Here is a 12,010-nt window from a genome sequence, read left to right on the forward strand (position 1 = left end):
CAGGGACATCTCCTCGTCGTCGACCCGGTAGGCGATGGTGTTGTTGTCCGGGCGGTTGACGATCTCGACCTTGACCTCGGCGGCCCGCAGGGCTGTGACCATGCTCGTCCGTGTGAAGTTGGCGCTTGTTCGCTGGCGGGACCCGTCGGCCGTTGTGGCCTTCGCCGGGCTCTGCCCTTCGTCGTCGACGTCGACGGGAGTCGGCGTCGGGCGGTCTGTGGGCTCGGCCGTGGTGTTGCCGTGCTGGGAGGCTGCCCGGGCTTGGGTGCGGCGGTCTTCGCGGCGCTGCTGCTCTTCATACCTTTGGCGGATGGTGAGGGTGAGCCTGACGATGTGGCTTTCGGTTTCACTCCGAAGCTGCTGGGCCAGCGCGCTCGCTGTCTCGTCTGCCGGCGTCGTCCCGAGTTGCTGGGTGAGCCGGGTGGTCGACCCGAGGGCGCGCAGGTAGGCGTCCATGACGGTGGAATGCTTCGGCTTGTCGGTGGTCGCTTCCCGGTGCGCCTGCTCCCAGTTGGCATGGAACTCGGCCACGACATCGTCGCGCCCCAGCAAAGCGCGGGCGTGCCTGGGAAGAACCTCGGCAAGCTGCTGGTGAAGTTCGGCGAGTCGGGCGGCGGCTTGCAGTAGGCCCTCGCCGCTGTACGGTCCAGCAACGAGCGGGTCCGCTGTGATGTCGGCCGTGCTGGTGGCCCGGCCAGGCTCTGCCACTGCTGGCTCGGTCGACTCGGAAGACCTCTGTTCCTGGTCGGTGTCCGGCGCGGGGTCTGTGAATGCACGCTCCCAGGCGCCTTCGCGTTCGGCGGTCGCGGTGATGCGGGAGGCCAGGAGCGTGGCGTACTGGGTGAGAGTGCGCAGGTGGGGCAGTGCGACAGGTGCCCGGTACTGCTCGCGCTCGAGGTTGCGGGACAGCTGGATTGCTGCGGTGGCGAGTTGGCGGCAGCGCTCGGCGACGTCCTGCGCAGGATGAACGAAGGGATCCAGGCTGCTGCCGACCGGTCCTTGGCGCAGTTCTTCGATGGCTTTCCACACGGCTTCGCCGTCCGGCCTGGCGCCCAGGCCGATGGTGAGCAGCTTCTTGCCGGCGGGGGTCTCCTTCAGCCGCCACAGTCCGCCGAACATCTCGTCGAAGTCCTGGGTGGCTTCCTGCTTGGAGGTGTAGGGCTGCCCGTCGGGGATGGTGATGTCGCTGTCCCGGGGCAGCTCGGGCGGGTCGGTGATGGTCCGGACGGAGCGCTGGAGGTTCTGAAGGGCAAAGATGATGCTGCGGACCCGGTTGTCCCGGTTGCTGAAGTTCGTGCGCGATGGCAGTGCCCAAGCACCGGGTGTGGTGGTGGGCTTGAAGCCCTGGCGTTCCAGTGCGGTGCGGACCGCGGCGTCGGCCTCGTTGTCACTGACGCCTCGAACCATGCTGGTGAGGTAGTGGTGCTCGATCTCGATGACAGCCGCGGCCGGGACCGGGGTCGCGGCTGTCTGCGGCCCTGTATCGGTCGTGGTGACGGCGGCGGGAGTGGAAGCTGGGACGCCGTCTCGGGCGGTGAGGGCTGCCAGGATCTCCGCAGCCGCGGCGGGGTCCTGCCTGGAGGTGCGGGTGCTGGCCGCGTACCCGTAGGCGGCACGGATCAGGCACGCGAGGACCTTGCGATCGTCGCGGTTGCGGTAGGCGGTCTGTGGCAGGCTCAGGGCCATGGCGTAGGAGGCGTGGGCGAGGTTCGTGCTCTGGCGGACAAGGTCGTCGAGGGTGCCGTCGGCAGCCGTCGCCCAGAGGGCCTGGTGGGCGGCTTCGCTCAGGATTTCCTGGGCCTTGGCTGCGGTGGGCCCTCCGGCGGCCGGATCGTTGCTGCCGTGGGCGAGGCGTTTCGCGGTCGCGGTGCTCACCCACGTTTCCAGCGCGGCGGTCAGATCGCGGGTCCCCTGCTCGAAGGGTTGGTCAGGGCCGTAGGGGTCGGCGTTCGCTGCGGCGAGCTGGTGGGCGGCGAGACTGCGCTGATGCTCATAGGCGTGTCGAGCGACGTTGCGCAGGACTTCGCGGCTGGCCGGCTGGTCGGCGTCGGAGGCGGCTTCGAGGGCGAGGCCCGCCACCTCGAGCCACTCGGTGATCGCCCGGCCGAGGAGGGTGTCCGGGGTCTGCCGCAGATCCCACATGGCGGTGTGCAGCCGCTGGGTAGCGGGGCTGCCGTCGGGGGTGTGTGCGTCGGGCCAGCGGTCGTAGGTCTCGAAGACGATGGAGCGGGCGTAGTGGAGGTGGCTGCTGTCCTCGTAGGGAGTCGGCCTCTCCTTCAGCGGGTCGGTGCGTGTCTGGACGGCGAAGGATTCGGGGTCGAGGTTGGCGGCGTCGAGGAGAAGATCGTAGAGGTCGCGGGTGGCGTGCAGGCGAGCGAGGTGGCGGTGGGTGCGCTCGGCCAGTCGCTGCGCTGGGTCGGTGGTTGCCGGGATGTCGCTGTCGGCGAGGCGCTCGGCGGCCTGGGCGAGAGCGTCGTAGGCGGTAAAGACGTTGTTGGGGAGGTGCTGGTCGCTGGAGGCAGCCGCGTCGACCGCCGCCGCGGTGTCGGCGAGCGTGGCGGCGGTCTCGGGTGCAAGGCTGTCGGACGAAACCAGAGCGATGGAGGTGCGGAGCTCGTCGGCGCTCGCGCGGACCAGCTCGCGGCCTGCCACGGCCTCGCCGGCGTCGCCGTAGTGCCCGAGGAGTGTGGCGAGGTTCCTGACCCGCGGAAGCGCGGATCCGACCGTTTCGTCGACAGTCGACAGGGAGGGGATCGCGTCGTCGGCTTCAGGGCCGCTGGCGGCCGTAGGAGCGGCGGGCGATCGGTCTGGTGCGGCGGGGAGGGATGGTGATGCTGGTGCGATGTCGTAGCGGGTGCCGTCGGGCCAGGTGAGGGTGAGCCCGTGCGGGCGTTCCAGCAGGGCCGCGCCGTCGGCGACCAGTTGTTGGAGGATCGCCTGCAGGGCGGCGCCGTCGGCTGGCTTGCCGCGAATGCCGTCCTCGCCGGTGACCGTGTAGTGGGTGAAGCCTGTGAGGTCCGCCACAGTCGGTGCGTCTGCCACTGCGTTGGTCGGCTCCGGGGTGTCCAGCCAGGCCCGGATGGCCTCCGTCTGGGGGTTGTCGATGGTCTCGACGTAGCGGTCGGCATGCTCGCGCACGGCCTTGACCATGTCCCAGGTGGCGGAGACATTGCGGGTTTCCCGGGCTTCGCGATCCCATTGGTCGCCGACGCTGCGGGCCTTGTCGGTCAGGTCCCGGATGCGCTGCACGTCGAGCAGGCCGGGCAGGTGCAGCAGGCGGGCGCGCCGGGCGCGGGTACTCTCGGCCATGGCCCGCTGCCCGGCCTCCACGAGTGCCTGCTCCTGCGGAGAGCCGTCCGCGAGACGGGATCCGAACCGGTCGACCCAGGCCCGGTAGGTGTCCAGCATGGTCTGCTCCGCAGCCCAGTACTCGGCCCGGTCCGCGTACGGCAGAGCGGGATCCTGCCCAGGGAGCCTGCTGCGGGGGAAGCGAGGCGCCTTGTGCCCGGGCGCGGCAGCATTGGCCCCGGCAGCCGCGATATCTAGGTCTGATGCCGCGTTGAGGTGGTTGATTGCCGCGTACAGAAGTTTGCGGGTCAGGTCGCTGGGGTCCGCCTCCTGGGCGGCGGGGAGTGTCTGGAGGATGTCGCAGTAGGCCGTCACCGCATTGAAGAGGACCCGGGTCTGCGCCGCAGCGCGGTAGTCGGGGTGTCCTCCTGCGCGGGCCTTGTCATGGTCCCGCTGGTTTTCAGCGACCCATTCGTCGCCTACGGCGAGGAGCAGGCGGAAGGCGGTGTCCTCGGGTGTGGTGGCCTCAGCGGGCTTCTCTTGGCGTTCGACGGCGCGGGCGCGGTAACTGTTGGCGATGTACCACGAGCGGTACGCGTCACGCAGTTCCTGGGCGCTCTCCCGGACGGGATCCGGTCCGTCCGTCGGCTGTGCCTGGTCCGGGGTGTGGGGCTGGTCGTCGTCGTAGTGCATCTGGCCGGCCTGGCCGGCGATCTCGGCGTCGATCTGTGCCTGGTTGGCGCGGGCGCGCAGCAGCTTGTCGAGTTTACCGAAGGGCTGGTCCACGAGTTTAGTCGCGCGCTCGGCCTCGAGTTTGAGCTCGTCGACGACCGCGAGGTGGATCGAGTGGAGGCCGTCGAGCTTCTCGATGAGGTTCTCCAGCCGGGCGATCGCGCCGAGGGGCGGCTTGGGGTCGCTGAGGAAGTCGCTGGCGTCGTCGATCGCGAAGGTCGCGTGCGCGATGTGGCTGAGGCCTTCGATCGTGAACTGGATTTGGTCGTGGAAGTTGTCGATGCGTGCCTGGATGTCCTGGCCGCCGAGGGTCGCCACGCGTTCGAAGCGGCTGCTGCGCGCGCCAAGCGAGTGACGCTGGATCAGGGCGAGCTGGGTGCGAAGCGCCGTGGCGGCGTCGGTTCGCTTGGTGTGGGCGGTGCCGTCCGGCGTTTGCAGGCTGAACGCCGTTCCAGTGGTGTCGGTACGGACGGCGGCGGCGCGTCCCACGAGTTCGGCGCGCTTCTCGGCTGCGGCGATCGTGGCGTCCCTGGTGTCGACAACGTTGCGCAGGTGGTTGTTGGTGCGCTTCCAGCTGCTGTAGGCGGACTCGAGCTGGCGCAGTTCCTCATCTGCGTGCATCTTCTTCAACAGGAGCGGGTTGCCGGTGGCGATGGCCTTGATCTCGCCGAACTCGAGGTAGTCCTTGCCGAGGTCGCCGTCGAGGGGGGTCTGGTCCTGTTCCTCGAGTTCGCGGCCGGTACGGATCTGGTCGGTGAAGCGGGCCTTGCGCTCGACTGTCTGCCACATGAAGGCGTCGAACGAGCCCTCCTTGACCCAGCGATACACGCGAACGGGGATCTTGAGCTTGAAGTGCTGGTTGAACTGCCGGACGATCCGGCCCTCGCGCTGGGTGACGTCGCTGGGTCGCCATGGGCAGTCGATGTGGTGCAACGCGATGGCGCGGTCCTGCACGTTGACGCCGACGCCCATTGTCTCGGTGCTGCCGATCAGCACGGAGACCTTGCCGTTGCGGGCGTCCGCGAACAGCTGCTCCTTCTCCTCCGCGGTTTTGGCCTCCTGGACGTAGCGGATGCGGTCGGTGGGGACGCCGCGGCGGATCAGCTCGTCGCGCAGGTAGTCATAGGCGATGAACTTGTCGAGCTTGCGATTGTCGTCCGAGGCGGTGCCACGGTCGGCGAACACGAGCTGCAGGGCGCCGGGCAGCGGGCTGGGGTCGCCCTGCCGGTTGGTGTAGCGGCGGTCCTTGTACTCGTGGTAGATCTCTGCGATGCGTTCGGCAGCCGCGTCGAGCTTGCCGGGGCCGTCCGGTTCGCGGTCAACCATGCGCAGGTCCATGGCGGCCATCCGGCCGTCGTTGGAGATCTTGAGGAGGTTGTCCTCGGACGGCGCGACGTTGCCGGCGCGTACCTCCTCCGCCCGGATGGCGATCTCGTCCATGAAGTCGCGGTCTGCGTCGGTGGCGGGTACGACGATCGTCTCGCTGGTGCTGTCGGGCCGCGGGAGGTTCACGTCCTTTGCCGTCTTGACGTCCGCGACCAGTTTCCACAGCTGGTGGAACTGCTTCGCGTTCATGAACGCCCCGATGCGTTCCTTGATGCGTGGCGTGCCCTCGGGCGAGACCTCCGGGGCCATGGTCTCGCGCAGGTACTGCGCCTGGAAGGAGCTGAACGCTCCCAGCTCGGCTTGCGCGAGCAGGTCCGGGCGGAACAGGTCGATCATGACGAACGCCTGGGACATGGCGTTGGGGAACGGTGTGCCGGTGGAGCCGAGGCCGACCTTCGGTCCGTGGGTCCGGGCCAGGGCCCGCAGTTTGGCCTTGAGGTCTCGGGCCTGGCCGGAGACGGTCAGGGCCAGTTCGCTGTTGTTGGCGCCGACGTCGCCGTTCGCATAGTCCTGGACCTCGTCGGCAGCGATGAAGTCAATGCCGGTCTGCTCGAAGCTGATGCCGGTGGTCGAGGTCTTGGTGAGGACACGCTGGGCGCGCTGGGTGTGTCGCTTGAGGTCTCCCTGAAGCTTCCTGACGGTGTCTCGAACCGTCGTATCGGGGCGTGCGCCTTCGGTGGCGTGGGCGGCCACCGTGTCGAGGGCGTCGGCGGTGAGCGGGTCCCCGCCCGGGTTGAGAGTGGGGTCCAGGGCCGCGTCGCTGCCGGTGATCGCCTTGTGGATCCGGGCCCGGTACTCGGCGGTCTGGTCGGCGACGTACTGCTGCTGGCCGAGGCCGGACAGGGGGATCCGCTTGAAGAGGCTCTGCGGCAGGATGACCGCGTCCCAGTCGCCGTTGGCGATCTGGGCGATGTAGGTGGCGGCGGTGTCCTTGTCGAAGTCGGCGCTGTCGATGGCGAGGACCCGGGCCTTGGGGTAGGCCTTGAGGAAGTCGTTGCGGAAGCCGTTGACGGTCGCATTCTTGACCACTACACACGGCTTCTTGACCATGCCGAGGCGACGCATCTCCATGAGGGTCATGGCGATGGTGAGGGTCTTTCCGAAGCCGACCTCGTAGTCGAAGAAGGCCCCGCCGGTCTCCACGAGAGCGCGGGCGACGCCGGCACGCTGGTGCGGGCGAGGTGGCATCGCGTCGGAGATGCCGGGGAAGGTCAGGTGGCTGCCGTCGCCCTGGTACGGAACGTGGGAGTTGTAGAGGCGGTTGTAGTTGGCGAGGACTTCGCGGGTCCGGTCGGGGTCCTGCCACAGCCAGTCCGCGAACAGCCGGTCAAGCTCGTCGGCCTTGGCCACGACCTGCTCGGTCTGGTTGGCCGCCCAGATCTTGCCGCTCTTAATCTCCTCGGGGCTGGTTTCCTCCTTGGGCCTGGGCGGGTGGACGACCAGGGAGGAGCGGCGCAGCATGCGCTTGAACAGGTCGACGGCGTCGCGTTTCTCTGTGCCGTAGACCTTGGTGGCGGCCCTGGATGTCCGCACGGCCTGAGGCGCGTCGACGTCCCAGTCGGCTCCGGATTCGCGGGTGACGGTGAGATATTTGTTCTGCAGGAGTTGCTGGAGGAAGTCCTGGTAGAACTTCGGGTCGATCCAGGTGGCGCCGATGCGGATGTCGTCGATGTCGCCGGGCTGTTTGTCCGGGGGTAGCACCTTGCGCAGCGCGGTGACGTTGGCCTGCAGGGGATGGTGGTCGCGCAGGTCGTCGGAGACCATGTGCAGGATGTTCTGCGCGGCTTCGAGCTTCTCGCGGACGTTTCCGGACAGGTAGGTGGGGGCGTGGATCAGGCGCTGGGTGCCAGGCTCGTTGTAGACGAGGTCGCCGAGAGCGTCACGGGCCTGTTCGAGGGAGTCCAGCGACAGGAGTCGGGCGATCTCGCTGAGGCGGACCTGGCCGAAGGTGTTGAGGCTGATGGCCAGGGCGTCCTGGGGTGTGTCGGCCGTGCTCCGTTCGATCTCCGGATTAGTGACCGCGCGGGTGAAGATCGCGTCTTTGCTGGCGGTCTCGGTGTCCGGGTCGTAGATCTCCAGGGCGTACACGCCGGCGGCGTACGGGTCGGTGCGGAACGAGCCGTGGGCGGTGCGGCGGTCGCGGCGGGCTTCGCGCTTGTTGATGGCCCCGTAGGCTGCGGTGTGGGTGTCGTAGCGGTAGTTGAGCTGGGCGCGCAGGGTGGCGGCTTGCTCGGTGCCGCCCGTGGATTCGGCGCTGAGGAGCTCGACGTAGGTGTCGCGTAGACGCAGCAGGGAGCGCAGTTCCTCGGCGGCGTTTTTGTAGACCGGCCGTTCGGTGATCTCGTGGCCGACGAGCTGGAGGAACGTTCCGTCGCCTTGGTCGATCAGGGTGCCCTGGAATCGCTGGATGTCGTCGCCGAACATCTCCTGTGCCCGGTGCATCCGCTGGGCCTGTGCCTCGACGGCGGCGCGCTGGCGGGCGTCGAGGCTCGCACTCATGGTCAGGCCGCTCTCGCGGGCCTGTGCGGTGATGGCGGCCAGGGCTTTGGTGAGCGCGTTGGCTGTGTCGGCGCCCGGCTGGGGATGGACGGTGACCTCTTGGGCGGAGAACCGGCCGCTGGTCAGGGCATGACGGCCGAGGACCATCTCGGGGTGCGTGGCGAAGTAGCTGTTGACGAGCACGCCGGTGTCGGCGTCGACGGGGACATGGGCGAGGCCGATCCAGTCCGGAGGCACCTCGGGTGGCTCGTCGCGTCGGCGCAGAATCAACAGGTCGGTGACCACTTCGGTGCCGGCGGCCTTGCGGTGAGCTCCGGCCGGCAGGCGGACCGCGCCCACCAGGTCGGCTCGGTTGGAGATCTCCAGACGCGCGGTCTTGCCGGTGCTGTCGAGGGTGTAGCGGCTGGTGAGCACCGCGACCAGCCCGCCCGGTCGCACCAGGTCGAGCGATTTGACGATGAAGTGGTTGTGGGTGGCCAGGCGCAGCGGGTTGTGGTTGGGGTCGTGGAGCGCGATCTCGTCGAAGGGGACGTTGCCCACGGCGCCGTCGTAGTAGCCGTTGGGCATCCGGGTGTCGACGAAGGATTCGGAGCGGATCTCGGCGTCCGGGTAGAGGGCGGCGGCGATCTCGGCGGTGACCGGGTCGAGCTCGATTCCGGTCATGTGGACGCTTTCGGGCGCGAATGCGATGAAATTGCCACTGCCGCAGCCGGGTTCCGCGAAACGGAGCTTCTTGTCGCTTAGGACCGTTGGTACGCCTAGGGCCTTGAGTGCGTCCCAAATCGGCTGGACCAGGGCGGCGTCGGTGAAGTGGGCGTTGCGGGTGGTGGCCTCGGCCGCGTTCCACTCCTCCTCGGTGAGCAGGCTGCGCAGCTCGGCCCGAAGGCTGGCGAAGTCCTTCTGGCGGGGGTCGAAGATGGCCGGGACTGCGCCCCAGGAGCTCCAGCGGGCCAGCACCGCCTGTTCGGCCTCGGTGGCCGGCCGGTCGTCCTCGCGCAGCTGGTGCAGTACGCGAATCGCGGCGATGTTCGCGCGGATCCGGGCGAGCGGCCCGGACGGGGCGAGGTCGTCCTGGCCTTGAGGCTGGAAGCGCGGGGCGTCGACCGGCGCCGCCGGGGCGGGGCGCGACGCTGACACCACCTGGGTCAGGTGTATGTCGTACGGTTCGTCGTCGCCGTCGATGTCCTGCACTGTGAGGTCGTGGCCGGTGACGTTGACGACGATCGCGGGGATCGTGTCGTCGCTGCTGGGGAGGTATTTGGGTAGGTCGCCCAGGTGATCGATCAGGTCGCCGGCTCGCAGGTCGTCAAGGTCGACGGCAATATCGTCTGCAGGCCTGTTCGCGGTGGGACAGGGCACCGGATCGTACGGTTCAACGTCGGAGACCGGCACAGGAGGCGGGGCCGACAGCACGGCGGCGGTCAGCTGGCGCTCCGCGGCCAGCAGCAGGGGTTCTGTGCCGCCGCCGTCGGTTATGGCAACGGGTGGTAGTCCCCCGAACTGCTGGGCTTCCGTGAGTCGGTCGAACAGGTCCTCGGCCCACTCGGTGTGTGCCAGCTGCCGGGGCGAGGCGATCTCGTGGACGGTGTCGTCCTCGTTGATCCTGACCAGGACGTGCCGCCCTGCCTCGTCCACGCTGGCGCTGGGCGAGTCGGGGTCGACGAGGTAGAGCCGGTACTGCCAGAGGTTGTCGGCCCGGCTCGTCTGGGCGCGCAGGTGGATCGTACCGCTCGCGGCCTCGTTCTCCAGGTCGCCGAGTTGGCCAGGTGTCTGGTACATGCGATCCTCCGCGCTTCGCGTCGAGTGGGCAGTCGGGGCCGGTGGTCGGGTGGGTCGGGTGGCTACAGGTCGCGTCCGCGGGCGCGCTGGTCCTCCACCGATGTGCCGAACAGGCGCAGGAAGGACGGGGTCATGTAGTCGAGGACGTGGCGCAGCTGTTGGTCGTCGAGGTCACTCAGGCGGAGGTTGCCGTCGAGGAGGGCGTCGGCGGTGGTACTGACCCACTCCGTGTGCTGCTGGAGGTGCGTTAGTCGGGCCTGGAACGTTTCGTCGCTCTCCAGGCCGTCGTCTTCGTGTTCGAGGCCGGCTTCGTGTTCGGGTTCCAGGCGTACGGTCTCGTCGAGGACCTCGTGCTCGGCGCGGGCCTTGAGGTGTGCCAGGCGGGCGACCCGCTCCTCGTGGGTCTCGTCGGCTGGGGCGGTGTCGGCGATGACGTACTGGTCCCAGAGGTCTCCGACGTGGGCTTCGACCTGCTCTCCGAGCGCGGTGAAGAAGGCGGTGGGGTCGGGCAGCGCGGCGTAGCGGTTTGGCAGCCACCGTTGCCAGTAGGCCCGGGCCTCGGTGCCGTAGTGGTTGATCGCCATCGCTACTCCTTGGTGGTCAGCTGGTGGTGGGACTGTCAGCGGGACGTCGCCTGCTGACGGATGGAGTTGTGAGGCTTTCAGATCGGTATGGTTCCTGGTCGGCCCGGGACAACCTTGTGGCGACTGTTGGATGTGGCGTGGTGCATTCGGCCTACCGTGCAGGATTCGGGTCATGCGGTCATGTGGTGGATGCTCAGATCCCGGCCTGCGCGAAGCATGGGACGGGTCTGGTCCGTGCTTCTCGCAGGCCGGGACGGCCGCTCTGCTTCGGCAGGTCCCGGGAGTCGGGGTCCCGGCTCAACTGGGCGCAGGCGGGTCCGTTTCAGCGGTGACCGGCGCTGATTCGAGAAGTACGGTCACGGCCGCCTCCAGTACGGCGACGTAGGTCCGCAGGCGCTCGTTCTCTTGAACGAGGTCGTCGGCGCCTGCTTGGATGGGCGCGCTGGGGGGCCGGTCCGCGCCGGGGGGTGGGCTGGCCTGGCGCGCGGCGCGGCTGGCGGCCAGCTGTTGCAGGAGGTGTAGGTGCTCCGGGGCTAGCTCGACGGGTTTTGTGTCATCGGGCGAAGCGGGTTCCGTGACGGGGTCGGTTGTCAGCGCGACGGCGCGCCCCTCCATGTCACACCACCTGGGCGACGGTGATCGGGACGGCGAGCACGTGCCGGTCGGGCGATCTGCGCGGCCGCTTGGCGGAAGGTCGGGATTCGCCGAGAGCGGCAGCGACCATGAGCGCGCCCGTCAGGAAGAGCGCGGCGACGAGTGCCGCAGTTGATGGCTGCCCCATGCATTGCCTCCCTGCGGACGGCCGGTGATTCGGTTCACCAGGGAAGTCCATGGCGAAGGAGGCACGCACTCGGATGGGGCGAAGTTCCCGTGGAGCGGGATGCGGTCCGGGGGCGGCCGTGCTCGGTTCCGCTCGGCGGGATCCGAGGGCAGAGGCTCACGCGGCGGGGCCGGGCCGCACGGAACCTGTCCGGGTACGTCGGCGGTCGCGGGCCTGCCGGTGTGATGTACAGCGCGGCCTGACGGCTCGCTACCGTTGATCCATGGACAGCATGAATCCCGACATGATTCCTCCCACGATGATTTCACTGACCCGGGCTGCGGGGACCCTGCGAAGTCTGGTCAAGCAGCTCGCTCGGGAGCAGTCGCCCGCCATCGTGATCGAGGAGGAGGGGGCGCCGCAGGCGGTGCTGATCTCCTTCGGCTCCTTTCAGAGGCTACTGGAGACTGCGGGCGAGGCTGATGCCGCAATGATCGCAAGTCGCCTGACCTCAGCCCCTGCGGCAGGCGAAGGGCTGAGCAACCTGGCCCTGGAAAAGCTGGTCACGGACGCCCAGGGCAGTGCAAGCGGTGTGGACTCCGCTCGGGGGGACGCCGCAGAGTGACGAAGGGGGCCGGGTGCCGGCAGAAGGGCCTGACCTGTACCGGGCCGATCATCATCCGCAGGTTGGCGCTGACATCTTGGCGCTACCCACACCCCAGCTGCAGCGCCTCGCACTCATCAGGATCAGCCAGCTCACCCGGGGCGAGGTCCGCGGCGCTCCGCTGGAGGCGATGGCAGGGTTCGCCGATCTGTCCGACTGCCGGAAGCTGTACTTCGACGAGTCGGATCGTGAGACACGCAACGAGGGTCGGGCGCCTGGGTCGGAAGATTTCAAGTCCAGTGAGACAGTCGTGACGCTATGAGGTTTGTGGTGCGGGTTCCCTGCGCTTGGCCGGGTCATTGATCCAGGCCGTCTGCG

Annotated in this window: 8 protein-coding genes (1 of these 8 cut by a window edge); 5 read left to right on the plus strand and 3 right to left on the minus strand. The window is 68.6% G+C overall.

Annotation, left to right across the window (positions count from 1 at the left end; genetic code table 11):
* Positions 1-6,756: the 5' end (the start) of a DUF6349 family protein gene (locus tag ACFU7Y_RS05170; RefSeq protein ID WP_380766523.1), read on the minus strand. Its footprint begins 26,478 nt before the window's first position; the window shows 6,756 of its 33,234 coding nt (coding positions 1-6,756); its start codon is at positions 6,754-6,756; its stop codon lies beyond the left edge, outside the window.
* 81 nt (positions 6,757-6,837) lie between these two features.
* On the opposite strand from ACFU7Y_RS05170, the gene ACFU7Y_RS05175 reads away from it, so the two are divergent.
* Genes ACFU7Y_RS05175 through ACFU7Y_RS05190 form a run of 4 tightly spaced genes read left to right on the plus strand, consistent with a single transcriptional unit; the run spans position 6,838 to position 8,986 of the window.
* A complete protein-coding gene (locus ACFU7Y_RS05175; protein ID WP_380766524.1) occupies positions 6,838-7,104 on the plus strand; it encodes a hypothetical protein in 267 nt (88 codons plus the stop codon).
* 36 nt (positions 7,105-7,140) lie between these two features.
* Positions 7,141-7,689 (plus strand): hypothetical protein, encoded by a 549-nt coding sequence (locus ACFU7Y_RS05180; RefSeq protein WP_380766525.1) that lies wholly within the window; start codon positions 7,141-7,143, stop codon positions 7,687-7,689.
* A 60-nt stretch (positions 7,690-7,749) separates the two neighbouring features.
* Positions 7,750-8,649, plus strand: coding sequence for a hypothetical protein (locus tag ACFU7Y_RS05185; RefSeq protein WP_380766526.1), 900 nt, complete (start codon positions 7,750-7,752; stop codon positions 8,647-8,649).
* A gap of 22 nt (positions 8,650-8,671) precedes the next feature.
* A complete protein-coding gene (locus tag ACFU7Y_RS05190; RefSeq protein ID WP_380766527.1) occupies positions 8,672-8,986 on the plus strand; it encodes a hypothetical protein in 315 nt (104 codons plus the stop codon).
* A 760-nt stretch (positions 8,987-9,746) separates the two neighbouring features.
* Here ACFU7Y_RS05190 and ACFU7Y_RS05195 read toward each other — a convergent pair.
* A complete protein-coding gene (locus ACFU7Y_RS05195) occupies positions 9,747-10,268 on the minus strand; it encodes a hypothetical protein (protein WP_380766528.1) in 522 nt (173 codons plus the stop codon).
* Between the two features lie 616 nt (positions 10,269-10,884).
* Positions 10,885-11,049 (minus strand): hypothetical protein, encoded by a 165-nt coding sequence (locus ACFU7Y_RS05200; protein ID WP_380766529.1) that lies wholly within the window; start codon positions 11,047-11,049, stop codon positions 10,885-10,887.
* 262 nt (positions 11,050-11,311) lie between these two features.
* Here ACFU7Y_RS05200 and ACFU7Y_RS05205 point away from each other — a divergent pair, with 262 nt between their 5' ends.
* On the plus strand, positions 11,312-11,653 hold the full coding sequence (locus ACFU7Y_RS05205) for a hypothetical protein (RefSeq protein ID WP_380766530.1): 342 nt from the start codon (positions 11,312-11,314) through the stop codon (positions 11,651-11,653).
* The last annotated feature ends 357 nt before the right edge of the window (positions 11,654-12,010 follow it).

Source organism: Kitasatospora sp. NPDC057542 (assembly GCF_042801945.1).
In the GTDB taxonomy this organism is placed as follows: domain Bacteria; phylum Actinomycetota; class Actinomycetes; order Streptomycetales; family Streptomycetaceae; genus Kitasatospora.

Excerpts from the sequence above, each read along its gene's own strand:
- ACFU7Y_RS05180 (WP_380766525.1), top strand. The coding sequence starts at position 7,141 with ATGGTGGTCGCGCAGGTCGTCGGAGACCATGTGCAGGATGTTCTGCGC.
- ACFU7Y_RS05205 (WP_380766530.1), top strand. The coding sequence starts at position 11,312 with ATGGACAGCATGAATCCCGACATGATTCCTCCCACGATGATTTCACTG.
- ACFU7Y_RS05195 (WP_380766528.1), bottom strand. The coding sequence starts at position 10,268 with ATGGCGATCAACCACTACGGCACCGAGGCCCGGGCCTACTGGCAACGG.
- ACFU7Y_RS05200 (WP_380766529.1), bottom strand. The coding sequence starts at position 11,049 with ATGGGGCAGCCATCAACTGCGGCACTCGTCGCCGCGCTCTTCCTGACG.